The 25284-nt window shown below is 59.3% G+C and carries 24 protein-coding genes; 4 read left to right on the top strand and 20 right to left on the bottom strand.

Features of this window, described 5'->3' with window-relative positions:
• Nucleotides 1-76: 76 nt before the first annotated feature.
• From serC to B5F28_RS04510, 3 genes are read left to right on the top strand one after another with little or no spacing between them, the layout of a single operon-like run.
• Nucleotides 77-1159 (top strand): 3-phosphoserine/phosphohydroxythreonine transaminase, encoded by a 1083-nt coding sequence (gene serC / locus B5F28_RS04520; protein ID WP_087293813.1) that lies wholly within the window; start codon nucleotides 77-79, stop codon nucleotides 1157-1159.
• Between the two features lie 15 nt (nucleotides 1160-1174).
• Nucleotides 1175-2314: a 3-phosphoglycerate dehydrogenase gene (locus B5F28_RS04515; protein ID WP_087293811.1), complete on the top strand. Its 1140-nt coding sequence runs from the start codon at nucleotides 1175-1177 to the stop codon at nucleotides 2312-2314.
• A gap of 25 nt (nucleotides 2315-2339) precedes the next feature.
• Nucleotides 2340-3653, top strand: a complete 1314-nt coding sequence (locus B5F28_RS04510; RefSeq protein ID WP_087293809.1) for a DUF1015 domain-containing protein — start codon at nucleotides 2340-2342, stop codon at nucleotides 3651-3653.
• A gap of 115 nt (nucleotides 3654-3768) precedes the next feature.
• On the opposite strand, the gene B5F28_RS04505 is transcribed toward B5F28_RS04510, so the two are convergent.
• From B5F28_RS04505 to acpP, 18 genes are all read right to left on the bottom strand, one after another.
• Nucleotides 3769-5271, bottom strand: coding sequence for an IMP dehydrogenase (locus B5F28_RS04505; RefSeq protein ID WP_087293807.1), 1503 nt, complete (start codon nucleotides 5269-5271; stop codon nucleotides 3769-3771).
• A gap of 310 nt (nucleotides 5272-5581) precedes the next feature.
• On the bottom strand, nucleotides 5582-6583 hold the full coding sequence (locus B5F28_RS04500; RefSeq protein ID WP_158097515.1) for an aromatic acid exporter family protein: 1002 nt from the start codon (nucleotides 6581-6583) through the stop codon (nucleotides 5582-5584).
• A gap of 431 nt (nucleotides 6584-7014) precedes the next feature.
• The gene (locus B5F28_RS04495) at nucleotides 7015-7515 is read right to left on the bottom strand and encodes an HD domain-containing protein (protein ID WP_087293803.1); all 501 of its coding nucleotides are present in this window, start codon (nucleotides 7513-7515) and stop codon (nucleotides 7015-7017) included.
• Between the two features lie 170 nt (nucleotides 7516-7685).
• Nucleotides 7686-8381, bottom strand: coding sequence for a phosphatase PAP2 family protein (locus B5F28_RS04490; RefSeq protein WP_087293801.1), 696 nt, complete (start codon nucleotides 8379-8381; stop codon nucleotides 7686-7688).
• Nucleotides 8382-8545: 164 nt separating this feature from the next.
• Entirely contained in the window at nucleotides 8546-10108 is a 1563-nt protein-coding gene (locus B5F28_RS04485) for a PucR family transcriptional regulator (protein WP_087293799.1), read from the bottom strand.
• A 149-nt stretch (nucleotides 10109-10257) separates the two neighbouring features.
• Nucleotides 10258-10731: a MarR family winged helix-turn-helix transcriptional regulator gene (locus B5F28_RS04480; RefSeq protein ID WP_087182064.1), complete on the bottom strand. Its 474-nt coding sequence runs from the start codon at nucleotides 10729-10731 to the stop codon at nucleotides 10258-10260.
• A gap of 160 nt (nucleotides 10732-10891) precedes the next feature.
• Nucleotides 10892-11317 (bottom strand): 3-hydroxyacyl-ACP dehydratase FabZ, encoded by a 426-nt coding sequence (gene fabZ / locus B5F28_RS04475; RefSeq protein WP_058966095.1) that lies wholly within the window; start codon nucleotides 11315-11317, stop codon nucleotides 10892-10894.
• 4 nt (nucleotides 11318-11321) lie between these two features.
• The gene (fabF, locus tag B5F28_RS04470) at nucleotides 11322-12563 is read right to left on the bottom strand and encodes a beta-ketoacyl-ACP synthase II (RefSeq protein ID WP_087293797.1); all 1242 of its coding nucleotides are present in this window, start codon (nucleotides 12561-12563) and stop codon (nucleotides 11322-11324) included.
• 29 nt (nucleotides 12564-12592) lie between these two features.
• Entirely contained in the window at nucleotides 12593-13333 is a 741-nt protein-coding gene (gene fabG / locus B5F28_RS04465; RefSeq protein WP_087293793.1) for a 3-oxoacyl-[acyl-carrier-protein] reductase, read from the bottom strand.
• Nucleotides 13333-14277, bottom strand: a complete 945-nt coding sequence (gene fabD, locus B5F28_RS04460; RefSeq protein ID WP_087293791.1) for an ACP S-malonyltransferase — start codon at nucleotides 14275-14277, stop codon at nucleotides 13333-13335. Before fabD ends, fabG begins: the two co-directional genes overlap by 1 nt.
• The gene (locus B5F28_RS04455) at nucleotides 14274-15350 is read right to left on the bottom strand and encodes an NAD(P)H-dependent flavin oxidoreductase (RefSeq protein WP_087293789.1); all 1077 of its coding nucleotides are present in this window, start codon (nucleotides 15348-15350) and stop codon (nucleotides 14274-14276) included. The genes fabD and B5F28_RS04455 overlap by 4 nt, the downstream gene beginning before the upstream one ends.
• A gap of 4 nt (nucleotides 15351-15354) precedes the next feature.
• On the bottom strand, nucleotides 15355-16293 hold the full coding sequence (locus B5F28_RS04450; protein WP_087293787.1) for a nitronate monooxygenase: 939 nt from the start codon (nucleotides 16291-16293) through the stop codon (nucleotides 15355-15357).
• A gap of 34 nt (nucleotides 16294-16327) precedes the next feature.
• The gene (locus tag B5F28_RS04445) at nucleotides 16328-17272 is read right to left on the bottom strand and encodes a beta-ketoacyl-ACP synthase III (RefSeq protein WP_087293784.1); all 945 of its coding nucleotides are present in this window, start codon (nucleotides 17270-17272) and stop codon (nucleotides 16328-16330) included.
• Nucleotides 17272-18105, bottom strand: coding sequence for an acetyl-CoA carboxylase carboxyltransferase subunit alpha (locus tag B5F28_RS04440; RefSeq protein WP_414600582.1), 834 nt, complete (start codon nucleotides 18103-18105; stop codon nucleotides 17272-17274). The genes B5F28_RS04445 and B5F28_RS04440 overlap by 1 nt, the downstream gene beginning before the upstream one ends.
• Nucleotides 18089-18976 carry an acetyl-CoA carboxylase, carboxyltransferase subunit beta gene (gene accD, locus B5F28_RS04435; RefSeq protein ID WP_343212734.1) on the bottom strand — a complete coding sequence of 296 codons (888 nt, stop codon included), beginning with the start codon at nucleotides 18974-18976 and terminating at the stop codon, nucleotides 18089-18091. Before accD ends, B5F28_RS04440 begins: the two co-directional genes overlap by 17 nt.
• Nucleotides 18977-20371: an acetyl-CoA carboxylase biotin carboxylase subunit gene (gene accC, locus B5F28_RS04430; RefSeq protein ID WP_087293779.1), complete on the bottom strand. Its 1395-nt coding sequence runs from the start codon at nucleotides 20369-20371 to the stop codon at nucleotides 18977-18979. It lies immediately after the preceding gene.
• 3 nt (nucleotides 20372-20374) lie between these two features.
• Nucleotides 20375-20818 carry an acetyl-CoA carboxylase biotin carboxyl carrier protein gene (gene accB, locus B5F28_RS04425; protein WP_087293777.1) on the bottom strand — a complete coding sequence of 148 codons (444 nt, stop codon included), beginning with the start codon at nucleotides 20816-20818 and terminating at the stop codon, nucleotides 20375-20377.
• A gap of 189 nt (nucleotides 20819-21007) precedes the next feature.
• On the bottom strand, nucleotides 21008-21232 hold the full coding sequence (gene acpP / locus B5F28_RS04420; RefSeq protein ID WP_412906082.1) for an acyl carrier protein: 225 nt from the start codon (nucleotides 21230-21232) through the stop codon (nucleotides 21008-21010).
• Nucleotides 21233-21677: 445 nt separating this feature from the next.
• Between acpP and B5F28_RS04415 the strand changes: the two genes are divergently transcribed.
• A complete protein-coding gene (locus tag B5F28_RS04415; protein WP_158097514.1) occupies nucleotides 21678-23966 on the top strand; it encodes a bifunctional diguanylate cyclase/phosphodiesterase in 2289 nt (762 codons plus the stop codon).
• 83 nt (nucleotides 23967-24049) lie between these two features.
• Here the strand turns inward: B5F28_RS04415 and B5F28_RS14695 are convergent, their stop codons facing one another.
• Together B5F28_RS14695 and B5F28_RS04410 are read right to left on the bottom strand one after the other, a co-directional pair.
• Nucleotides 24050-24193: a hypothetical protein gene (locus B5F28_RS14695; protein WP_156417385.1), complete on the bottom strand. Its 144-nt coding sequence runs from the start codon at nucleotides 24191-24193 to the stop codon at nucleotides 24050-24052.
• Between the two features lie 203 nt (nucleotides 24194-24396).
• Nucleotides 24397-24903 carry a CarD family transcriptional regulator gene (locus B5F28_RS04410; RefSeq protein ID WP_087293773.1) on the bottom strand — a complete coding sequence of 169 codons (507 nt, stop codon included), beginning with the start codon at nucleotides 24901-24903 and terminating at the stop codon, nucleotides 24397-24399.
• Nucleotides 24904-25284 lie beyond the last annotated feature (381 nt).

The raw sequence follows: 25284 nt of genomic DNA, 5'->3' as shown, positions 1-25284 counted from the left end.
AAAGCAGTGAACTGATGCGGCGCGAAAGAGCGCTGCCCATTGCTGGCAAATCTAAAACAAAAGGAGTGGATCGAGAATGAGCAGAGTGTACAACTTTTCCGCCGGACCGGCGATGCTTCCCGAGGAGGTGCTGCGCCAGTCTTGTGCGGAAATGCTGGACTATCAGGGCTGCGGCATGAGTGTAATGGAGATGAGCCATCGATCCAGTTCCTTCCAGAACATCCTGGATCAGGCCCAGCAGGATCTGAAGGACCTGCTGGCAGTGCCGGATAATTACAAGATCATGTTTTTGCAGGGCGGTGCATCTCAGCAGTTTGCCATGGTGCCCATGAACCTGATGAAAAACGGCGTGGCGGATTATATCGTTACCGGTCAGTGGGCGAAGAAGGCATATGCAGAGGGTGCGAAATATGGAAAGGCCAACAAGCTGGCCACCAGTGAGGACCGCACCTTCGCCTATATCCCGGACTGCACCGACCTGCCGGTCTCGCCGGATGCGGATTATGTGTATATCTGCGAGAACAACACCATCTATGGCACCAAATTCAAAACCCTGCCCAACACCAAGGGCAAGCCTCTGGTGGCTGACCAGTCCTCCTGCTTTTTGTCCGAGCCGGTGGATGTGAGCCGCTACGGGCTGATCTTTGCCGGAGCTCAGAAGAACATCGGCCCGGCGGGCGTGGTGGTGGTTATCATCCGGGAGGATCTGATCCCGGAGGAGGTTCCGGTTTTTGTGCCCACCATGCTGCAGTACAAAATCCATGCGGACAACAATTCTTTGTACAATACACCTCCCTGCTACGGCATCTATATCTGCGGAAAGGTGTTCCAGTGGATTAAAGCCCAGGGTGGCCTGGAGGGGATGCAGCAGCGCAACTTGGAAAAGGCAAAGCTGCTGTATGATTTCCTGGACGAGAGCCGCCTGTTCCGGGGCACGGTGGACAAAAAGGACCGTTCGCTGATGAATGTTCCCTTTGTGACCGGCGACAAGGATCTGGATGCGAAATTTGTGAAGGAAGCGGCCGCCAAGGGCCTGGTGAATCTGAAGGGGCACCGCACCGTGGGCGGTATGCGCGCCTCCATCTACAACGCCATGCCGCTGGCAGGCGTGCAGGCGCTGGTGGACTTCATGAAGCAGTTTGAGACCGAGAACGGCTAAGGGGGGGCAGAAACGATGACAAAGGTAACATGCCTGAACCCCATTGCCAAGGTGGGACTGGAACGATTCGGCGCGGGCTATCAGCTGGATGCCCCGCTGGAGGAAGCACAGCTGGCGCTGGTGCGCAGTGCCGACATGCACGCCGTGACCGCGCCTGCCGGGCTGCTGGCCGTGGCCCGGGCGGGAGCCGGTGTGAATAACATTCCACTGGACGCGCTGGCAAAACAGGGCACCGTGGTGTTCAATACCCCCGGCGCCAATGCCAACGGCGTGAAGGAATTGGTGCTGGCGGGAATGCTGCTGGCCGCCCGTGACGTGGTGGGCGGCGTGGAATGGGTCCGCGCCAACCAGTCGGACCCGGACATTGCCAAGGACACCGAAAAAGCCAAAAAGCAGTTTGCCGGCGGTGAGATTCTGGGCAAGCGCCTGGGCATCATCGGTCTGGGCCATATCGGAGTAAAGGTGGCAAACGCCGCCCTGGCTCTGGGTATGGAGGTCTGGGCTTACACCCTGCCGGAGGGCGATGGCACCATCCCCGGCTTGGCCCAGGAGGTTCACCTGCTGGATGGACCGGAAGAAATCTACGAAAGCTGCGATTACATTACGCTGCATCTGCCGCTGAACGATGCTACCCGTCAGATGATCAATGGGGCGGTGTTCGCAAAAATGAAGCCCGGTACGGTGCTGCTGAACTTCTCCCGGGATAAACTGGTGGACGACGAGGCGCTGGCTCAAGCCATGGAGCAGGGGATTGTGCGCCGCTATGTTTCGGATTTCCCCAACCCGGCCGTGGTGCATCTGCCCGGCGCGCTGGTGATTCCTCATCTGGGCGCTTCCACCGAGGAATCGGAGGACAATTGTGCCTGCATGGCAGTGGACCAGCTGAAGGCTTTTCTGGAGGAGGGTACCCTGCGCAACGCAGTGAACTACCCGGATTGCACGCTGGGTGCAAAAACTGCTGCGCCCCGGCTTTGTGTACTGGGTGAAAACCTGAATGCAGGTCAGCTTCTGGCGGGCTGGAAAACAACAGGGCGTGCAGATGCCAAAAAGGGAGAACGGTGCTGCCTGCTGGCCGATCTGGAAGCCGAGCCAGCCCCGGAGCAGCTGGATCAGCTTGCCGCACAGCCCGGTGTTCTGCGAGTACGCCTGATTTGACGGGCGGGGAAAGGAGAACACGACCATGCAGCGATGCACAAAACCTGCGGCCATGCTGCTGCCCGCCCCGGAGATTAATCTGGAAAAGTGGGCGGTGGTGGCCTGCGATCAATACACCTCTCAGCCGGATTACTGGCAAAAGGTGCAGCAGCTGGTGGGGGATGCCCCTTCCACCCTGCGGCTGACTCTGCCGGAGATCTGGCTGGAAGAGCCGGACGCGCCTGAGCGGATCAAAACCATCGGGCAGACCATGGAGGAATATCAGGTAAACGGACTGCTCCGACCCACCGCGCCCGGCATGATGCTGGTACGCCGTCAAATGGAAGACGTGGCCGCGCCCCGCTGGGGTCTGGTGATGGCGGTGGACCTGGAGGCTTATGATTACCGGGAGGGCTCCCGCTCTTTGATTCGTCCCACCGAGCGCACGGTGCCGGAGCGTATTCCAGCCCGGCTGGCGGTGCGGGAGGCAGCCACACTGGAGCTGCCCCACATCCTGCTGCTGATCGACGACCCGCAGCGGTCGGTGATCGAGCCGGTGGCCGCTCTTTGCAGCGAACTGGAGCAAGCCTACGATACACCGCTCATGCTGGGCGGCGGCCAGCTGACCGGCTGGTTTATTCCGGAGGGGGCGCTCACCGAGAAAATCCAGCAGGCGCTGGAGGCGCTGGCTGCACCGGAACACTTGAGCGAACGGTATGGCGCTCCGGCAGATGCCCCGGCCCTGCAGTTTGCCACCGGCGACGGTAACCATTCCATGGCAGCCGCCCGGGTCCGCTGGGAGCAGATTCGCGAGACGCTTACCCCGCAGCAGCGGCTGGAGCATCCGGCCCGCTGGGCGCTGGCCGAGGTGGTGAACCTGCAGGACGAAAGCCTGGAGATCGAGCCCATCCACCGCCTGGTGGCCGGTGCGGACCGCCAAACAGTCTTACAGGACGCGGTAAGCTACTTCGCCGCCCAGGGCGCGCAGGCGCAGCTTCTGGAGCAGACACCGGAAAGCGAAGACCTCTGGGCCATCCGCTGGGTGGCAGGGGAGAAAACCGGCTGGCTTTCCATCCGGCCCAATGGGCGATGGGCACTGCCGGTGGCGGCGCTCCAGGCCTTTCTGGATGACCGAATGCCCCATTGGCAGGGAGCAAAGCCGGATTACATCCACGGGGAAGAAACCCTGTGTACCCTCAGTGCCGGTCCGCAGTGCATCGGTTTTGTGCTGCCGGAGTTCCGAAAGGAGGACCTGTTCCGGGGCGTGGTGCTGGACGGCGTTCTGCCTCGCAAAACCTTCTCCATGGGCCGTGCGCAGGATAAGCGCTATTACATGGAGGCACGGCGCATCATGCCGTGACCGGGCAAACGAGCCAATCGCATCTTCGGGTGCGTAATTCATAGGGAATGTGGAATAAGTGAGAAACGAAGAACAGGGCACCCGCCGCAGCGGGTGCCCTGTTCGTTTGGTAAGCTTAGTTGTTGGGGTTGTTCTTCAGGATAACGTCGTGGCTGCCGCCCTCCACGATGCTGGTGGAGGAAACCACAGTCAGACGGGCCTTCTCCTGCAGCTCGGGAATGGTCAGAGCGCCGCAGTTGCACATGGTGCTGCGGATCTTGTACAGGGTGGTGCCCACACCGTCAGCCAGACTGCCGGCGTAGGGAACATAGCTGTCCACGCCTTCCTCGAAGCTCAGCTTGGTGGCGCCGCCCAGGTCGTAACGCTGCCAGTTGCGGGCGCGGTTGGAACCCTCGCCCCAGTACTCCTTCACGTAGCTGCCGTTGATGCGCAGCTTGTTGGTCGGGCTCTCGTCGAAGCGGGCGAAGTAACGGCCCAGCATCACGAAGTCAGCGCCCATGGCCAGAGCCAGGGTCATGTGATAGTCGTGCACAATGCCACCGTCGGAGCAGATGGGAATGTAGATGCCGGTCTCCTTGTAGTACTCGTCACGAGCCGCGGCAACCTCGATCACGGCAGTAGCCTGGCCGCGGCCGATGCCCTTGGTTTCGCGGGTGATGCAGATGGAACCGCCGCCGATGCCGACCTTGATGAAGTCCGCGCCGGCCTGTGCCAGGAAGCGGAAGCCCTCACGGTCCACCACGTTGCCGGCGCCCACCTTCACCTTGTCGCCGTAGCGCTCACGAATCCAGGCGATGGTGCGGCTCTGCCATTCGGAGAAGCCCTCGGAGGAGTCGATGCACAGCACATCCACACCGGCCTCGATCAGAGCGGGAACACGCTCAGCGTAGTCGCGGGTGTTGATACCGGCGCCCACAACGTAGCTCTTGTTGGCGTCCAGCAGCTCGTTCACGTTTTCCTTGTGGCTGTCATAGTCCTTGCGGAAAACCATGTATTTCAGATGGCCCTCAGCATCCACCAGGGGCAGGGAGTTGATCTTGTTGTCCCAGATGATGTCGTTGGCTTCCTTCAGGGTGGTGGTGTCTGGAGCGCAGACCAGCTTCTCCATGGGGGTCATAAAGTTGGCAACAGGCTCGTCCATGGACATACGGCTGACACGGTAGTCGCGGCTGGCCACGATGCCCAGCAGCTTGCCGTTGGGGGTGCCGTCCTCGGTGATGGCAACGGTAGAGTGGCCGGTCTTTTTCTTCAGCTCCAGAACATCCGCCAGGGTAGCGGTGGGCTTCAGGTTGGAGTCGCTGGTTACAAAGCCCTTCTTGTAGCTCTTCACGCGGGCAACCATAGCGGCCTCATCTTCCACAGACTGGGAACCGTAAATAAAGGATACGCCGCCCTGCTTTGCCAGCGCGATGGCCAGGCGATCGCCGGAAACCGACTGCATGATGGCGCTTACCATGGGGATATTCATGGTGAGGGGGCATTCCTCCTCGCCCTTGCGGTACTTAACCAGCGGTGTTTTCAGGCTCACAGCGTCCGGTACGCAGGCGGAGGAAGAGTAACCGGGTACCAGCAGGTACTCGCCAAACGTGCGGGAAGGTTCCTCAAAATAATAAGCCATATTCCTTGTCTCCTTTGCAATTACAATTCTCCAGCAAAACGCTTCGTTCCTTTTATTATAAGGCAGAATCGCCTTTCTAACAAGAACAACGCGGGCATTTGAAGCGCAAATTTGCACAAATCCTGCGCCGGTGGCCCTGCGTGCCGGGTGGTTTTAAAAAGTGTATCATATTTGGCCGAAAAATACAAAATGCACCGCCGCCAAACTTTTCAAACCCCGAACCGGGAAAACCGGCAATTTGTCGAAAAACTGGCCTAAGTATGACTTATCTTGGTTGAAATTTACCAAGGTAAAGCAAAAATTTTTCGGGTCAGTCTCCCCAGAACCGGCTGCGTTCCTGCTCGGTGAGCGCGGCAGCAAAGTCTGCCTTCAGCTGCAAAAAGTCCTCCAGATCGTACAGTACCCGATAAAGCAATGCACGGTTTTCAAACTCGGCGCGGCTCTGAGGCAGGGGTTCGTCCCGCATGGAAATCTGCATTCCGTGCAGCTTTTGCAGCAGTGCGGCGGCATTGTTGTGCTCATGGAAGGAGCGGCTGATCTCCTCCAGCAGATCGGCAATGCTCAGGGCCTGTTCGGGAACCTGATCCAGTCGGTGAATGTTGTCATAAATGCGGCGCAGTACCGTCAGCTGACGCTGGCGCATACTTACGTAGTTTACAAAATACCACTGGTCGCTGAGCAGGGCGTTGTCCTGGTTTTCCCGGGCTTTGCGAGCAAGCCCCTCCAGCTGCTGCTCCAGCGGAGCAAAACAGCTGTCGGTGTAGCCCTGTTTGCTGCGGGTCAGCAGCCGGTCCGCCATCCGCTGCAGAATGTCCCGGAAGGCCTGTTCCACCTGGGCCTGGCTCTGGCGAATGGCCTTTGCCGCACCCGGCATGTAAAGATTCACCAGTATCCCGATCCCGGCACCGATTAAAAGCAAGAGCAGCTCGTTGCGCAGCCAGAACAGGTTCATGGTGCGCTCTGCGTACAGATGCAGCACCAGCACGGTGTTCATCACCAGAGCCTCCTGTAGGCCGAACCACTGGCAGAAGGCGGCAAACAAAAGCAGAAACAGCCCGAAGGCGATCAGATGATATCCCAGAAGGGAAAAGCAGCCGAAGGCCAGTGCCATGGCCGCGAAAAAGGCGGTAAAACGCCGAAGCACCAATGCCAGGGTTTGCCTGCGGGTGGTCTGGATGCTCAGAATGGCAATCACTCCGGCGGAGGTGCTGTAAGAAAGCCCGAGCAGGGCAGCAAAAAAGCTGGCAAGCAGTCCGCCCAGGGCATATTTCGCTACCCGCAGCGGGGCAAGCCGGGAAAAAACAGCAGACATGGAAAACGCTCCTTTTAGATGGGACGAAAAGTCCCGTGCTGTTTTTATCATACCGTTTGCGGGCGGCAGGCACAAGAGAAAAAGGGCAAAAACAAACTCCACCGCCCGGGAATGGGCGGTGGAGCTTGCCACAGGAATTTCGAGACGCCCTGCTCAGCCGGATCAAAGAACCGCTAGGGGGGCGGAAGGAGGAGAAGAACCGGAGACGCCTCACAACACATGAAAAAGGGGGTGTAACTTTCTTGCAACTAAATTGTAACCCTTTTGACATCTTCTGTCAATGGGGTAAATGTGAATAAATTGAAAACAATTCACAGAAGCTTGCAAGGAATTACGGTAACACCGTCTGAGCCGTGAGGCGTGAATTATGCGGTATTGCCCGAAACAAAAAGAACCGCTCCGGGGGCATGCAGCTTACCCGGAGCGGTTGGTCAATTGTTGTTGGTTGCCGCAAGGCCCAGACGGGAAAAATCCGGGCGATAGAGCAGGATGGAAAACACCTCAAAGCAGGCACAGATCTTGTCCGCGCAGGTCACCACCACGCTTTCCACGAAGCGGGGCGGAGTGAGATTCAGCGGGAACATGTGCTTTTCGATGATGTCCTGTTCAATGCAGTTCAGCTCAAAATCCCGGCTGGCGTTGTCCAGGGCCCGGCGGGCGTGATGAAAGCCGTGCCAGCGGTGGCTTTCATCCTTTTCATGCCAGTCGTACAAAAAGTAGTCGTGCAGCAAAGCGCCGCGCACGAGGCTGCGCAGGTCCAGGCGAAGACCCAGCCGCAGAACGATCCACAGGCTCAGATAAGCCACGGCCAGCGAATGGTCAAAGCAGGTCACATTGCCGTGCTGGATGAACTGCTGCTCCAGCTGCATTCCCGGGGAATTCAGAATGGCGCGCCCGTGGGCCAAAAGCAGAGATTCGATGGTTTGGTGCATTGGAAACACGCTCCTTTCCGGCGGGCGGCGAGATACTTCGCACCCTGTTCTACTATTATCATAGGCATAAGATAGGAAGGAAGCAAGGGGCAATTTGCACAAAAATATACAAGATGAGGTGCAATTGCGGCAGTACGTGCAAAGAAAAAGCGAGGGGAATGTCCCTCGCTTTAGAAAGTTGTTTGGTTTTGTGTCGGGTGTCGGATCGCCTTGCTTGCAGAGGGCGCGATCTCCGGGAAGATCTTTTCCCACTGGATTCGATAAGCGGGGATCATCAATACCAGGCTCAGTGCCGCACCGGCCACCACATCGATCACCGAATGCTGGCGCAAAAACAAAGTGGACAGAGTGATCAGGATGGTCATGGCCCAGATCAGCGCATGCACCGGCAGGTTGCCCCGGAACAGCTTGCAGCGCAGCCCCACAATAGCAATGGAGACGGTGCTGGAAATGTGGATGGAGGGGCAGACATTGGTGGGGGTGTCGATGCCGCGCAGCAGCTCCACCAGCTGGCACAGAACGTTCTGCCGCAGAATCGGCTGGCGCAGATCAAGACCGTTGGGCCAGACCAGATAAGTAAGCATGGCCACCGTCATGCCAACAAACATAATGAAGCACAGGCGGCAGTAGTCGGTTTTTTCCTTGAAAAACAGATACAGCATGGTGCCGGGCATCCACAGATACCACAGGCAGTAGGGAATCACAAACCATTCGTTGAAGGGAATCAGGTCGTCGATGAAGCAGTGGATGATGGTGTATTCCGGGTCCAGCTGTTCCAGGCTGAAGAAGCCGAACAGATAGAATGCCCAGTACCCCATCAGCCAGGCGTGCGGATTTTTTCGCAGCCAGGAAAGGGCGGAATGCATGGGCGGTTACCTCACAAATAGAATCTCAAAGCGGCCGACAAAGACAGTCGGCGAACAAAATTATTATACCATGCGTCGGGAAAAGCAGCAAAGCAATGCACAAATTGCTGTAAAAGAAACACGAAAAACGGGCGGCTTTTCCGCCGCCCGTGGGGGTCGTGCCATTATTTTTCCAGAAGCCGGTACAGTGCCACCGCTTCATACAGGGCGGTGAGCTCAGGCAGTTTGTCCGGGGTGTGACCCAGCCGGTGGGTGATCTGCTGGTAGCGGTATTTTACCGTATTTTTGTGCAAAAACAGCTGCTGAGCACAGCGGGCAATGTTCTGGTCCGCATCCAGCAGGTAGACCGCCAGTGTATCCACCAGAGGCAGCTCCTCGGAAGAGCTGTGCAGCGGAGCAAGCACTGCCCGGCAGCGGGTCACGCTGGCCTCGTCCTGTACCAGATCGTTCTTGCAGTGCAGCGCAAAATCGATCTCGCCCAGCGTATGTACGGTGCGGGTGGGCCAGATGGTCTGCGCGCTGGGCAGGCCCTCGCTGCTGCGCAGAAAGGCGGCGCGCACCTGAGCGGTGTTCTCTAGACCCTGGCAGCACACAAAGCCTGCGCCCAGCCCCTCAGCCTTCAGCTGCTGACCCAGCTGGGCGGCCAGTGCCTCTCCTTCGGGACCAAACACGCCGTTGTCGGCCAGAACGATCACAAAGTCCTGGTAGCTGCCGGCAATGGCGGCCTGGCAGTGGGGCTCCAGCAGTTGGGAGGCAATGGTGGGCACCCGGCGCAGAAACTCCTCCCGGCAGGCGGGGTCCAACGGGCTGAGCATCCACATGCAGTGGATGGAAGCCACGTTCAGACGGAACAGGGCAGCCAGACGGCGCATCTTGATGGGCTCGTCCCGCAGGATGGCCCGCACCAGCTCTTCAATGGCCAGCTCCGCGTGCTTCAGGCTCCACAGGTTCAGTGCCAGCTGCATCACGTCCTGGGCCTGCTGCTGTACCTCGTTGCTCAGCGGCTGACCCGCCTTCAGCAGGCACAGCTCCATGGGGGCCGCGTCGCCGGGGTCGATGGTCAAACGGCAGCACTGATCCGCGTTGCCCTGTCGGGCCTGGATCAGCAGATCGGTCATATCCGTCTGAGAGCCCCGGGGCCAGGCGCAGGCGCCCAGCAGCTGCCCGGTGCCGTCCAGCAGAAGCACGGTAGCCCGCAGCCGGTCACTGAGCAGCTGCAGCACGGTGTCCACCGTGCGCTGGTGCTCCGGCAGCAGGGTCATGTGCTCCAGAATATCTCCCAGAAGATGAGTGTTGTCCGCCTGATCCCGCAGGATGGCGTCCATCACATCGCCGATCACCTCGCTGTAGCGCAGCTCCATACGGGGCGGCATTACCAGCAGCGGGAAATTCAGCTCCTGAGCCAGCGTTACCAGTGCAGGGTCCACCTGAGGCATTACGGTACCCACATAATACAGCACCAGACCGGCCTGCCCCACCTGGGCCAGAGCGCGCAGACATTCACACTGGGCGTTCACGTTGGTGGGGATGGAAGAAAAGCAGGTGAGGACCAGCTCGCCGCCGGCGAAGCGGCCTGCTGTTTCGTTCTGCTGGTGCAGGGGTTCCGTGCCGATGTATTCCAGCACGTTTACCGAGGTGATGGGCCGGTCCAGATTATCAAAGCCGGCCAGCAGGGTGGCCTGGCGCAAGCTGGGCAGTACCAGTGCCTGTTTTAATGTAACGCTCATGAGGGGTCCCTCCAGGATAGGAATGTTGTGCACAGGGGTTTCGCGCGCCGGTGCCCTGTTATTTTTCAGTGGGCACACAAGCACAAAAAGCCCTTACTGCCGGCAGACGGTTGCCTGCCGGGCAATAAAGGGCTTGAGAATCGATGGATTCAGGCGTTCGGGGCGTAGTGATTGGCGTTGGGTGACTTCAGCGGAATCTCCGGCATCAGCTCGTCGGAAATGATGGTAAGCATCTCCTCAATCTTGGCCACATCCTCAGGGGAGAACCGATCCTTGATCCGGTTCATCACGGTGGACAGATAGCTGTAACTGATGTTGTAGTAATCCTCGTACTTCTGGGTCACCACCAAAAAATACTCCCGGCGGTCATTTTCCGACTGCACCTTTTTCAGGTAGCCTTTTTTGATCAGACTGTTCACCTTGTAGGCCGCATTGGGCGGGGAGATCTGTACAAAGCTGGCAAACTCGTTGATGGTGGGCTTCCCCAACGCCTGGATGATCTCCATGCAGAAGGTTTCCACAGTAGTCAGGCTGGCTTCCCGCGCCTGGAACCGACTGAATACCTTCTGATAGAAATGTAATTTGAATTTCGAATACACATCTGCAAATGCTTGCTCCAGCATTCGTTCGATCCTCCTTGACTGCGCGGCCCAGGCAAAAGAGCATGGGACGGTGTGAAAAAACCGTATGCCTGCTGCGGTGATAATATTATACCAAGATGCGTCGGTTAAGGCAACACCGCACAATTCACATCCATTTAAAATTGTGCGGTGCTGCAGCAAATCAACTGATGGCGAAGGTCAGCTCGCCCATGGCGGCAATCTGGCCGTCCACGGTGGCAACCGCCTTGCCAAAGCCCACAGGGCCGCGGCGTGCGGTCAGCTCGCATTTCAGCTCCAGCACATCGCCGGGAACCACCTGACGCTTGAAGCGGGCATTCTTGATGCCGCCGAACAGCACGATCTTGCCCTTGTTCTCCTCTTCGGTGAGAATGGCAACCGCGCCCACCTGAGCCAGTGCTTCGATGATGAGCACACCGGGCATCACATGCTTCTGGGGGAAGTGGCCGCAGAAGAACTGCTCGTTTACGGTCACGCACTTGCGGCCCACTGCCATCTGGCCGGGCACGCATTCGGTGATGCGGTCCACCAGCTGGAAGGGGAAGCGATGAGGCAGAACCTCCATGATCTCGTTGGAATTCAAAGTCATTGGTTTACTCCTCCCACTTCTTCAACAGGATGCTTGCGTTGTGGCCGCCGAAGCCCAGAGAGTTGGACATGGCGTACCGGATGGCAGCCTCACGGCCGTGATTGGGAACAATGTCCAGATCGCAGGCCTCGTCCGGCACCTGGTAGCCCAGGGTAGCGGGAATGAAGCCGTCGTGCAGGGCCATGGCGGTGAAGGCAGCTTCCACAGCACCGGAAGCGCCCAGCAGGTGGCCGGTCATGGACTTGGTGGAGCTGATGGCCAGCTCCTTGGCATGCTCGCCGAAGGCCAGCTTCACGGCGGCGGTCTCGCCCGCGTCGTTCATGGCGGTGGAGGTGCCGTGAGCGTTGATGTAATCCACGCTGGCAGCGTCCACGCCCGCGTCGGCCAGAGCTTGGGTCATGGCGCCCGCCGCGCCGGAGCCGTCCGGCAGGGGAGCGGTGATGTGGTGTGCGTCGCAGGTGCAGCCGTAGCCCACAACCTCGGCCAGAATGTTGGCGCCGCGGGCCTTGGCGTGCTCGTACTCCTCCAGTACCAGAGCGGCCGCGCCCTCGCCCATCACGAAGCCGGAACGCTCCTTGTCAAAGGGGATGGAAGCGCGCTTGGGGTCGCTGCCGGTGTGCAGGGCATGCAGGGAGGTAAAGCCGCCCACCGCCAGAGAGGTGACGGTGGCCTCGCTGCCGCCGGCCAGGATCACATCGGCGTAGCCGTCGCGGATCTGACGGAAGGCATCGCCCACCGCGTTGGTGCCGGAGGCACAGGCGGTCACCGGGCAGGTGCACATGCCGTGGAAGCCGAAGCGGATGGCGATGTTGCCTGCTGCCATGTTGGAGATGGCCATGGGGATGAAGTAGGGGCTTACACGATCGTAGCCCTTTTCGTTGCCCTTCAGGCACTCATTCTGAACGGTGGAGAAACCGCCGATGCCGCTGGCGAATACCACGCCGCAGCGCTGGCTGTTCTCATTTTCCATCACCAGGCCGCTGTGCTCCATGGCCTGGGCGGCGCTGGCCAGAGCGAATTGCACAAAGCGGTCGGTCTTGCGAACCTCGCGCTTGTCGATGTACTGCTCGGGCTCAAAGCCGCGCACCTCGCCCGCCAGCTTTACCTTCTGGTTGGTGGTGTCGTACTGGGTAATGGGGCCGATGCCGCAGGTGTCGGCCTTTACGGCGGCCCAGCTTTCCTCCAGGGTCAGGCCCAGGGGAGTCACCGCGCCCATGCCGGTGATTACAACGCGTCGTTTATCCATCTGTAAGCTCCTCCTTCAATTCAGGGCTTTTAAACGGCCATGCCGCCGTCCACACACAGCACCTGACCGGTCACATAACCGGCAGCGGGGCTGGCGAGGAACGCCACAGCGGCGGCCACATCTTCGGGCTTGCCCAGGTGGGCCATGGGGATCTCGCCAAGCAGCTTCTCCTTCACGGCCTGGGGCAGCACATCGGTCATATCAGTCTCAATGAAGCCGGGGGCCACGCAGTTCACGGTCACGCCGCGGGCAGCCAGCTCCTTGGCCAGGCTCTTGCTCATGCCGATCAGACCGGCCTTGCTGGCCGCATAGTTGGCCTGGCCCGCGTTACCACGCACGCCCACGATGCTGGAAACGTTCACAATGCGGCCGCTGCGCTGCTTCATCATGGGGCGGCAGGCGGCCTTCATGCAGTGGAAGGCGCCCTTCAGGTTGGTGGCGAGCACCGCGTCAAAATCCTCTTCGCTCATGCGCATCATCAGGTTGTCGCGGGTGATGCCCGCATTGTTCACCAGCACGTCGATGCGGCCGAAGCGCTCCACGGTCTGGGCGATCAGGTTCTGGGCGTCAGCCTCACAGGCCACGTTGCCCTGAATGGCGAAGGCCTCCACGCCCAGGGCGCGGCACTCCTCGGCCACAGCCTCGGCGGCAGCGGCGCTGCCCGCGTAGTTTACGGCAACATTCACACCCTGCGCGGCCAGGGCCAGGCAGATGGCCCGGCCGATGCCGCGGCTGCCGCCGGTTACCAGTGCACTCTGTTTTGCTTCCATCAGGCTTCTCCTTTCAGCCATTCCAGGGCGGCGGTCAGATCCTCAGCGGTTTCCACCGAGCGAACAGCAGCGCCCTTCACAGTCTTCTTCACAAGGCCGGCCAGCGTTTTGCCGGGGCCTACTTCCAAAAATGCGTCCACACCGTCCTCGACCATGCGGCGGATGATGTCCTCCATGTACACGCTGGACTGTACCTGATTCTCCAGCAGGGCGGGGATGGTGTCGCTGTCGGCCTTGGGAGCACCCAGGCAGTTGAAATATACCGGGCAGCTCATCTCGCCGAAGGATACCTCCTTGAACTTCTCCCGCAGCGCATCACCGGCGGGAGCCATCAGCGAGGTGTGGAAGGGGCCGGAGACCTTCAGGGGCACGCAGCGCTTTGCACCGGCGGCCTTGGCAGCCTCACAGGCAGCGTCCACAGCGGCCTGGTCGCCCGCAATGGCCATCTGGCCGGGGCAGTTGTAGTTGGCGATCTCCACCACGCCGCCGGTGGCCTGGGCAGCCTGGGCGCAGGCGGCGCTCAGCGCCTCACGGTCCAGACCCAGAATAGCGGCCATGCCGCAGGGACGGCCGGTCACGGCCTGTTCCATGGCCTTGCCGCGGAAGGCGGCCAGGGAAACGGCAGTGGCTGCGTCGAACACACCGGCGCAGCACAGGGCGGAATACTCGCCCAGGCTCAGGCCCGCCACAGCGGCAGGCTCGATGCCCTTGTCCTTCAGCACGGCGGTCAGACCGGCGGCGAAGGCTACCATGCAGGGCTGGGTGAACTGGGTCTGGCTCAGGGTCTCATCCGGGCCCTCAAAGCACAGCTGCTTCAGGTCGAAATCCACCGAAGTGTCCGCGGCATCCAGCGCGGCGCGGAACAAGGGTTCGCTCTCGTAAAGATCTTTGCCCATCCCGGCGTGCTGAGCGCCCTGACCGGCATACAAAATCGCAAGTTTCATTGTGTCTGTTTCCTCCATTCGGCGGCAAGCTCATCCATCAGCTCCCGCACATGAACCAGTTTGGTCATGCGGCCCACATTGGCGCCGCAGAAGAAAAGTCCCTCCTGCCAGTTGCCGCGCACTGCTTCAATCAGCGCATTGGCAATGCAGTAGATGGTATCGGCTTTTTTGCAGGGGACCAGGCAGTTTACGCAGCGTTTGGGCGGGAAGGTCTCGCCTGCAGCCAGCCGCTGGATCAGCGGACTGTTCAGCGCCCGGCCGGGCATGCCCACCGGGCTGTGCACGATGCGCACATCCTCGGGCTTTGCGTCCAGCATGGCCTGCTTGTAAGCGGGGGAGGCGTCGCACTCGTAGGTGCCGATGAACCGGGTGGCCAGCTGCACACCTGCCGCACCCAGCTGCTCCAGCCGGGCCGCATCCTCGCCGGTGTAAACACCGCCCGCCGCAAACAGCGGAATGGGGCGGCCTGCCAGTTCCTCAAAGGGGCGCAGCTGCTCGGTGATGGCCGGAACCAATGTCTCCAGGCACTGAGCAGAGCCGTTCTTCACGTCCTGCTCCTCAAAGCCCAGATGACCGCCCGCCAGGGGACCCTCCACCACCATGAAGTCGGGCAGCACGCCGAAGCGCTTGTACCACAGCTTGCACAGGGTGGCAGCGGCCCGGGAGCTGGACACAATGGGCGCCAGCGCCACATCCGCATCACCGGCAATGGCGGGAAGATCCACCGCCAGGCCCGCGCCGCAGACCACCGCGTCCACACCGGCCTTGATGGCGGTGCGGATGCTGTCCGCATACTGGGTGGTGGCGACCATGGCATTGATGGCCACCATGCCCAGACCGCCGGCCAGCTCCTTGGCCTTTTTGATTTCCTTTTCCAGAGCACGCAGGTTGGCTCCGTTGGGGTCGCGGTCGAAATCCGGCTCGTTGAAACCGGCCACCGCGGTGCTGATGGTGCCCATGCCGCCGCAGGCAGCCACGGCACCGGCCAGACCGCCCAGGGACACGCCCACACCCATGCCGCCCTGCAGAATGGGCAGCTGCAGCGTGCGGCCGCGAATGGTTACAGCCTGCATAAGCTTACTCCTGTTCCAGCTGACGCAGCCGCTCGGCGCAGCCGTTGTTCAGCTCCTCGAAAATGGCGCGCAGGGGGCGTACCTCATGCAGCATGCCTGCTACCTGACCGGCCATCAGGCTGCCGGTGTCGGTGTCGCCCTCGAATACGGCGCGGCGCAGAGAGCCCAGCGTGTACTTCTCCAGCTCCATCTTGTCGGCGCCGGCCTTCTCCTGCGCCACATAGGCCCGGGCCATCTTGTTCTTCAGGATACGCACGGGAGTACCGGCGATACGGCCGGTGACCACGGTGTCGTTGTCCTTGGCCTTGAGCACGGCGTTCTTGTAGTTCTCGTGAATGGGGCATTCCTCGCTCACCAGCAGGCAGGTGCCCAGCTGTGCGCCGCAGGCACCCAGTGCAAAGGCAGCCAGCAGCTGGCGGCCGTCAGCGATGCCGCCGGCGGCGATCACGGGCAGATTGTACTCCTTCATAGCATCCACCACCTGAGGCACCAGAGCCATGGTGGTCATCTCGCCCACATGGCCACCGCTCTCGGTGCCCTCGGCGATGATGCCGTCCACACCCAGACCGGCCATGCGGCGGGCCAGCACAACAGCAGGCACAACAGGGAACACCTTGATGCCCGCTTCCTTCCACATGGGAACGTAAGCGCCGGGGTTGCCAGCACCGGTGGTCACAACGGGAACCTTTTCCTCCACCACGATGTGAGCCATCTTCTCAGCGTCCGGATTCATCAGCATGATGTTCACGCCGAAGGGCTTGTCGGTCAGGCTGCGGCAGATGTGGATCTGCTCCCGCAGCATGTCGGCGGTCATGCCGCCCGCGCCGATCAGACCCAGCGCACCCGCGTTGGAAACCGCGGCGGCGAAGGTGCCGGTGGCGATGTTAGCCATACCGCCCTGGATAAAGGGGAATTCGGTTCCGAGAATTTCGTTCAAACGCATATTGTTACTCCTTTTTTATCAGAGGGGCCTTTCCTTAGAAGCGCAGCAGTACCGCGCCCCAGGTCAGCCCCGCGCCAAAGCCCACACAGGCCACGGTCTGACCGGGCCGAATCGCGCCGGATTCCAGCATCTCGTCCAAAGCGAGGGGAATGCTGGCGGCGGAGGTGTTGCCGTAGCGATGCATGTTCTTGTAGAATTTGTCTTCCGGTGCGCCCAGCTTTTTCACCACATGGTCGATGATGCGGCTGTTTGCCTGGTGGCAGACCACATGGTCCACCTGCTCCAGACTGGTGCCGCTCTTTTCGAACAGCTGGTTCAGGCACTTGGGAATGATGTCCACCGCAAAGCGGAAGATCGCCCGCCCGTCCATGAACAGATAGCGGTTCTGGCCGGGCAGCAGGCTGTTGGCATGCAGACCGGCAGCTTCGCCCCGGCCGCCCAGAATGCAGGCGTAGGGCACATCGGCCAGACGAACCACAGCAGCGGCCGCGCCGTCGCCGAACAGAACGCAGGTGGAGCGGTCCTCCATGTCCAGCACGCGGGAGATGCACTCCGCGCCGATGACCAGGGCATATTCCCCGGCGCTGCCCGCCATCAGAAGGGAGCGGGCGGTCTCCAGCGCGTAGATGAAGCCGGTGCAGGCGGCGTTCAGATCAAAGCAGGGGATGGTGGCGGTGCAGCCCAGCGCCTCGTGGACCTGGCAGGCCACCGAAGGAGTAAAGCTGTCCGGGGTGAAGGTGGCGGTCAGGATCAGCCCCAGCTGATCCGCGCTCACACCGGCCTTCTCCAGTGCCTTGCGGGCTGCGCCCGTGGAAAGGCTCACAACGCCCTCGTCTTCCCCGCAGAAATACCGCTGGCGGATGCCGGTGCGGGTGGAGATCCACTCGTCGCTGGTGTCCACCATGCGGGCCATATCGTCGTTTGTCACACAGCGCTGAGGCAGGCAGCGCCCGGTGCCCAGAATTTCCAGTCCCGTCATCAGAAAAAGTCCTTTCCGGGCTCTTGCAGGAATGCGGAACCCATGGTTCTGAATTTTTTGTGCCGGTGAGCCGCAGGATCGGCAATGCGGTCCGCCTGGCGCAGGGCCTTCTGCAGCGCCGCATCCACCGCGTCAAACATTGCGGCGGGATTTGCGTGTGCGCCTTCCGCCGGTTCGGGAATGATCCCGTCGATGATGCCCAGCTGCTCCAGATCCTGGGCAGTAAGCTTCATCACATCGCAGGCCTCGGCACTGCGAGAAGAATCCTTCCACAGAATGCTGGCAAAGCCCTCGGGGGAAAGTACCGAATAGATGGCGTTCTCCAGCATCAGTACGGTGTTGCCCATGGCCAGCGCCAGCGCGCCGCCGCTGCCGCCCTCGCCGGTAACCACCGCGATCAGGGGCACGTTCAGCTCGCTCATCACAGCCAGGCTGCGGGCAATGGCCTCGCCCTGACCGTGGGCCTCGGCCTCCAGGCCGGGGTAGGCACCGGGGGTGTCGATGAAGGTGATGATGGGCCGGCCGAATTTGTCTGCCTGGCGCATCAGCCGCTGGGCCTTGCGGTAGCCCTCAGGACTGGGCATGCCGAAGTTGCAGCGGGTGTTCTCCTCCAGATTACGGCCCTTGCGATGGCCGATCACCGTGACCGGGCGGCCATGAAACATGGCGATGCCGCCCAGAATGCCCGCGTCCTCGCCGCACAGCCGGTCGCCCTTCTGCTCAAAGAAATCGGTGAACAGGGCCTTGATGTAATCCGCCGTACCGGGGCGGCCCGCATGCCGGGCCAGCGCTACCTTCTCAGCGGGGGTATGCAGTTCAGCCACGGCGGGCACCTCCTTTGGCGTGCAGCCGAAGCAGCTGCATCAGTGTGGATTTCATCTGACCGCGGGGAACCACCGCGTCCACAAAGCCGTGCTCCTCCAGATACTCGGAGCGCTGGAAGCCCTCCGGCAGCTTCTGGCCGATGGTCTGCTCGATCACGCGGGGGCCGGCAAAGCCGATCAGAGCCTTGGGCTCAGCCAGGGTGATATCGCCCAGGGAAGCAAAGCTGGCGGTCACGCCGCCGGTGGTGGGATGGGTCAGGCAGGCAATGTACAGCCCGCCCGCCTGCTGGAAGCGGGTGATGGCTTCGGCGGTCTTGGCCATCTGCATCAGCGAGAGGATGCCCTCCTGCATCCGGGCACCGCCGGAAGCGCAGAAGATCACCAGGGGCAGCTTCGCCTTGCGGGCGGTGTCGGCGGCCAGAGCCACCTTTTCACCCACCGCAACGCCCATGCTGCCCATCAGGAAGCGGCCATCCATTACAGCCACAACAGCGGGCCAGCCGCCGATGAGTCCCTTGGCGGTGACCACCGCCTCAGACAGTCCGGTGCGGCGGCGCAGGCCCTCCAGCTTGGCGTCGTAACCCTCAAAATCCAGGGGGTTATCGCCGCACAGGCCGTCGTTCAATTCCTGGAAGGTGCCGGAATCCAGCGTGAGAGCCAGTCGCTGGTATGCGCCGATGGGCCGGTGATGGCCACAGTGGGGGCAGACGTACAGCTGATCGGCCCACTGCCGCTTGCTCACGGCTTCGCCGCAGGCAGGGCACTGCTCGAAAATGGCCGGCGCGTCGATGCGGCTGGAGGAGGGCAGACGTCCGCCCTCCCGCATTACCTTCAGGCGCAGCAGCCGCTGCCGCCGGTCAGAAAATCGTTCGTTCAGCATTTAGCGTTCCTCCTCGTCGGCCAGAGGCGCACCCTTCTCCATCCAGCTGAGCACCTCGTCCAGGTTGTTCTCGATGAAGGAGGTATTGTAGTCGCCCTTCAGGTAATCCGGGTGATACAGGATCAGATGAGCCAGATCCGCGCCGGTGGGGTAGCCCTCCACGATGAACTCCTCCAGCACCCGGCGCATCCGACGGATGGCGGCCAGGCGGGTGGGGGCGTGCACGATGAGCTTGGCTACCATGGAATCGTAGAAGGGGCTCAGCTCATAGCCGTTGTACAAAGCGGAATCCACCCGCACGCCGCAGCCGCCCGGGAAGTGCACGAACTCGGTCTTGCCGGGCATGGGGGCGAAGTTCTTGGCGGGGTCTTCCGCGTTGATCCGCACCTCGATGGCGTGGCCGTTCAGCTTCACATCCTCCTGAGTGAAGGAGAGAGGCAGCCCGGCAGCTACACGGATCTGCTCTTTCACCAGATCCTGCCCGGTGACCATCTCGGTGACCGGGTGCTCCACCTGAATGCGGGTATTCATCTCGATAAAGTAGTAGTTGCCGTCCGGGTCCAGCACGAACTCAATGGTGCCCGCGCCCTCATAGCCACAGCTCTGGGCGGCCTTTACCGCATCCCGGCCCATGGCCTGGCGCAGCTCGGGGGAGAGCGCCTTGGAGGGGGATTCCTCCATCAGCTTCTGGTTCTTGCGCTGGATCGAGCAGTCGCGCTCGCCCAGATGGACCACATGGCCCTGCTGGTCGGCCATGATCTGGAATTCAATGTGCCGGGGGGAAAGAACCAGCTTTTCCAGATACATCTCGCCGTTGCCAAAACAGGCCACAGCCTCCGCCTGTGCAGAGGCAAAGGCAGCGGGCAGCTCCTCCGGGCTGAACACCCGGCGCATACCGCGTCCACCGCCGCCGGCGCTGGCCTTCAGCAGCACCGGGTAGCCGATGCGCTCGGCTACCTTCAAAGCGTCTTCGGCGCTTTCAATCACGCCGTCGGAGCCGGGCACCACCGGCACGCCCGCCTTGATCATCAGTTCGCGGGCTGCGGCCTTGTTGCCCATCTTGCGGATCACATCGCCGCTGGGGCCGATGAACTTGAGCCCGCACTGAGTGCACAGATCCGCGAATTCGTCGTTTTCGGAAAGGAAACCGTAGCCGGGGTGGATGGCTTCACAGCCGCTTTCCACCGCAGCGGTCAGAATGGCGGTCTGGTTTAAGTAACTCTGAGCCGCCTTAGCAGGGCCGATGCATACGGCCCGGGTAGCCAGCTGCACATGCAGGGCGCTGGCGTCGGCGGTGGAGTACACCGCCACAGTCTCGATGCCAAGCTCGCGGCAGGCGCGGATGATGCGCACCGCGATTTCGCCGCGATTGGCAATTAAAATTCGTTTGAACATGGCTTACAGCTCCCGGATCTGGAACAGCGGATCGCCAAAGCCCACCAGAGCGCCGTCCTGCGCGACCAGACTTTCAATCACGCAGTCGCAGGGAGCGGGGATCTCGTTGATCATCTTCATGGCTTCGATCAGGCCGATGGTCTGACCCTTATGCACCGTGTCGCCGGGCTTCACAAAGGGGGCTTCACCCGGTGCACTGGCCACATAGAAGGTGCCCACCAGAGGAGCATCGATGGTGGCCCCGGCAGCAGGGGCAGCAGCGGCGGGTGCGGCTGCGGGCTGGGCCACAGCAACAGGGGCAGCCTCCACGACCGGCGCACAAACGACGGCGCTCTGGGCGACTGCTTTTTCCAAAGTGATCTGCTCCTCACCGCAGGTGTACTTCAAACGGCTGGCGGAGCTTTCGTCAAACGCCTTCAGCAGGCTGGTGATTTGTTCCAAGGTCATGCCGGGAACCTCCTTATAAATCGTAGTCGGGCACAGGAAGGCGGCGCGCTGCGCTGCCTTTTGCGCCAAAAGAAAATCAGCCCCGGCAGAGAGCAGGCCGGAACAGGCGGCGGATCGCCGCGTTCCGGCCGCCCTGCCAGAGCTGATGCAAAACGCCGGTAAAAAGCGCTTTGCTTTACGCCGCAAAAATCAGGCGTTGGCCTCCAGGTAATTCACGATGTCGCCGACGGTCTTCATGTTGGCCAGCTCCTCGTCGGAGATAGCAACGCCCAGGTTGTCCTCCAGAGCCATGTTCAGCTCAACAGCGTCCAGGCTGTCAGCGCCCAGATCGTCGGCCAGGCTGGCCTCCATGGTCACTTTGTCAGCGTCGCAGCTCAGGGTGTCCACAATGATGTCGCGTACTTTCTCAAACATGATAAAACTCTCACTTTCTTGGGTTGTTTTTTTGATGTGTTGAAATGTGTCAAAAAATGGTTTTATAATTTTAATTAAAATTATTTAACTAAAATTATTTAAGTACATTTTAGCAAGAATCCAGGAATTGTCAAGGGGAAAACTTAAAAAAATTGAATCTTTTTTTGCCTGCTGCATCGGGCAGCATGGTTGTTACCTATATAATAGGGGGTAGTCCCAAAAGAGGCGAAAACGGATAAAGGCGAAGAAAATTTTGCCGCACAGGCCATTTATCCAGCCGAAGGGCCCGGCAACATCTTGCGCACAATAGCTGATATGGAGTAAAATATTAAAAGAATTTTGCTGTTTTTATAAAAATCTATAATGTGGAAAATGCCGGGAAAGGAGGCAGGAGATGGCGCTCCTGAAAAAGAACAGAACAGTCAAACGGGCGTCACGGCCTCGGATGCATCAGCGCTTTGTGCAGATCACCCTTTCCACGGTGTTGATCGGTGTTTCGTTGATTGTTGTTTCCTGTATGGGAATTGCATCGATCCAGCAGGCCAACCGAAAGTCCTATAATACACAGCTGCAAACCTCCATGAACGAATATTGGCTGGAGATGCGCAACCGAATGAGTACCGACCGGGAGGCACTGCAGATTCTGGCGGAGTTTATGCAGGGAAAATCCAGCACTGAGTTCCGCAGCTTTGCGATCGATCTGCAGGATGCTCGCCAGGAAAATTCCTTTTTGCGCATGGGATATTACACCTGGCAGGGGATGCAGAGCCGCGTCCGGGCGGATGGTACATTGGAAGAGAACATCTCCATGGAGTCTCTGGAGCCGGAGGTGCAGCAGCTGATTCGCTATGCGCTGCAGGGCAAAAAAACCGCTTCTCAGGTTTATTACGATCTGGGCATGGAGCAGCAGCTGATTATGTATGCTGCGCCGGTGCAGTCTGCCGATGGGCAGGTGACTGGCGTGGTGGCAGCGTCCAAGGATCTGAGTGCCTTCCAGAAGATTCTCGCACAGCCTCCTATCTCTCAGAATAAGCTGGATGTGGTCTGGGTGGATCAGAGCGGACAGATCATTGCGGCTTCGGAAAATAATCCGCTTGCCCCGCAGGGAACGGAGAATTTCCTCAGCCAGTCCGGCGTGGAGGAACAGGCTGCACAGTCGGCTCTGCAGCAGATGAAAAATAATGAAGCGTTTCATTTCACCTTCCATCTGGAGGGAAATGACCAAACCGTTTATATGCAGCCTTTCGGAATGAATGGCTGGTATCTGGGTTATGCAGATACGGTGAACTCCGGCAAAAGCCCGATTTATTCCATTCTCATCACCTCCAACGTGCTCAGCGGAATGATCATTTTGCTGTGTCTGGGCCTGTTGTGGTATGTGCGTTGGGCCATGTGGGGCAGCAATAAGGAATTGATGAAGCTGGCCTACTATGACCGGCTGACCGGTACCTATAATTTCGAAAAATTCACGCAGTGTGCCGAGGATCTGTTGGAGGAGGATACTTCATACGCGCTGGTCACCATGAACATCCGGCAGTTTCAGTATATCAACGAGATTCTGGGCAAAGCGCAGGCGGACCAGGTGTTGAAAAAGCTGGCGGCAGTGCTGAGCCAGCTGATGGGGGAGAAGGAATGTTTCTGCCGCTCCAGTGCAGACCAGTTCTATCTGTTCCTTCACACCAATGAGGAGCAGCAGGTTCGTGTTCGGGTGGAGCAGATCATGGAACGTGCCGGAGGCATTGCTCAGGAGCTGAATGTAAGCTATCCCATCATTCTGTATGCGGGCGCAGCGGTGGTGCAGGAGGACGCGCCGCCGGAGGATCAGGTACGGCTTCTGCTGCACAAGGCGGAATTTGCACAAAAGCATGCAGTGAAAAAATATCAGAACGTGCTTGCTTTCTACGATTGGGCCATGCATCGGAAGGAGAATTTCCAGAACAGCATCGAAAGCAGCATGCAGAATGCGCTGGCCAAGCAGGAATTCCAGCTGTTCCTGCAGCCCAAGGTACGCCTGCAGACCGGTCAGATAGAAGGTGCCGAGGCCCTGGTGCGCTGGATTCGCCCGGATGAAACGCTGGTCTATCCCAATGAGTTTATCCCTGCGTTCGAAAAGAACGGTTTTTGCGCACGTCTGGACCTTTATATGGTGGATCGGACCTGCAGCCAGCTGCGGGAATGGATCGATGCGGGCTATGAGCCGATTTGTATTTCGGTGAATCAGTCCCGGCTGCTGTTCTATCAATCCGATTATGTGGACCGGCTGTGTTCGATTCTGCAGCGGTACGGCATTCCGAACGGATTCATTCAGTTGGAGATTCTGGAAGGATTGGCCATCGAGAACATCGAACAGATGAACAAAACGCTGACCCAGCTGCATGAAAAAGGGTTCCGCCTGTCGCTGGACGATTTCGGCAGCGGATATTCTTCTCTGAATGTGCTGGCGGGCATCCAGGTGGACGAGGTAAAGTTCGACAAGGACTTTTTGCTGGAAAGTGCGCCGGATAAGAAGGAAAGAAACAAGCTGGCTCTGAAAAATGTGGTCAAGCTGGCCAAAGACCTGCAGATCACCACCGTGGCCGAAGGCGTGGAGGTGCAGCAGGATGAGGAGTTCGTTTCTTCCATTGGTTGTGAATATGGGCAGGGTTTCTTCTACAGCTGCCCCATTCCACCGGAGGAATTCGCTTCCCGCTATCTGAAAAAAGCGCCGCCTGCAGATGCAGAGGCAGCGGAATAATACAAGAAAAGGAAAGCCCCGGGCCGATTGGCCCGGGGCTTTCCCTATGTAGAGATGATAGAGAGCAAAGATAAAGGATATAATCAAACAACGCCTTTCAACATGGCGCGCAGGCAGTCCTTCAGTTCGTCCAAAGAACGGCAACGGTCTGCCAAATCCAACAGCCGGAGACGTTCCGCCTCCTGGGTCAGCTGAACCAACAGTTCGCGTGCGGTAGGTTCGCTCATTCCGTACACCCCCTTCTAAAATCTGTCGTTCAGTGTGTTGATATATAGTATAAATATTTTATGCAATTGTTTCAATTGATAAATTAGACAAACAATTATACAAAAATATGGCGTAATGATGAACAAGTTTTATGAAAAAGCAAAAAAGAACCGCATTTGCATTGACCTGTTGGTCAAAATGCAAATGCGGCTTTATAAATTACTTATACCTGCATGGCACGCAGATTCTCCACCCGGCGGGAAATATAGGCATGGACCTCCTCTTTGGGAATGCCCAGTGCAACGGCAAACTCGCCGAACAAACTGCTTTCCGCCTGTTTCATAAAGCGCTCGTCCACCTGGCCGAAGCGCCGCCCGCGCTCCTCCTGTTCCTTTTTCTTCGCATGGATCGACATGGTGAGCCGGATCAAATCGGAACAGTTATGGCTGCAAGCGGCGGTGCGGTAGTGTTCCCGCAGCTCCTGCAGGTTTTTGGTCCAGTCCGGCCGGGCAACAATCTGAGGAATCTGATCGATCAGCGCCTCCGCCTCGTCACGGCTGATGACTGGCCGCATAAAAACCTTGGGATGCTCAGCAGGGGTATAAATGGTGCCGCTCTCGTACAGAGGAGATAAAACATAATAAAGACCAAGTGGAGGCTTCTCCACCACACCTTCCACCCTGCATACGCCGGTGCTGCCATAAATGATGTATTGTCCGATTTGATACATGCTCCACCTCACATTTCAAGCCCGTGTGATTTTGCCTGTAAGAAAGCGCCTTGCCGCCGATGTGATCGGCAGCAAAGCGCGGGAATATCTGCCTGCTTCACCCACAACCGGGCTTTCCACTGGGGGACAAAGCAGGCAATATTTCTTTCGTTAATAGTATAGCACTTTTTTCGAAAAAAGCCAAAGACGGACATGTTTACCGCACCTTTAATGTTTAGATGGAGAAAAATCCTGTATGAGCGCTATGTGTTCCCACAAATCGTAAGAAATTTTCGGTGGCCACTTTTGTGCCCGGTTAATGGATACTGGCGAGGTAACAGCGGAAAAAATTACTGATGAAGAGGGGGGACGGCTTGGAAAATGTAATCTTTTCTCATTGAA

Origin of the sequence: Gemmiger sp. An194, assembly GCF_002160145.1 — a bacterium.
In the GTDB taxonomy this organism is placed as follows: domain Bacteria; phylum Bacillota; class Clostridia; order Oscillospirales; family Ruminococcaceae; genus Allofournierella.
The sequence above is the reverse complement of the archived record's forward strand: the minus strand, read 5'-3'. Positions and strand labels throughout refer to the sequence as shown.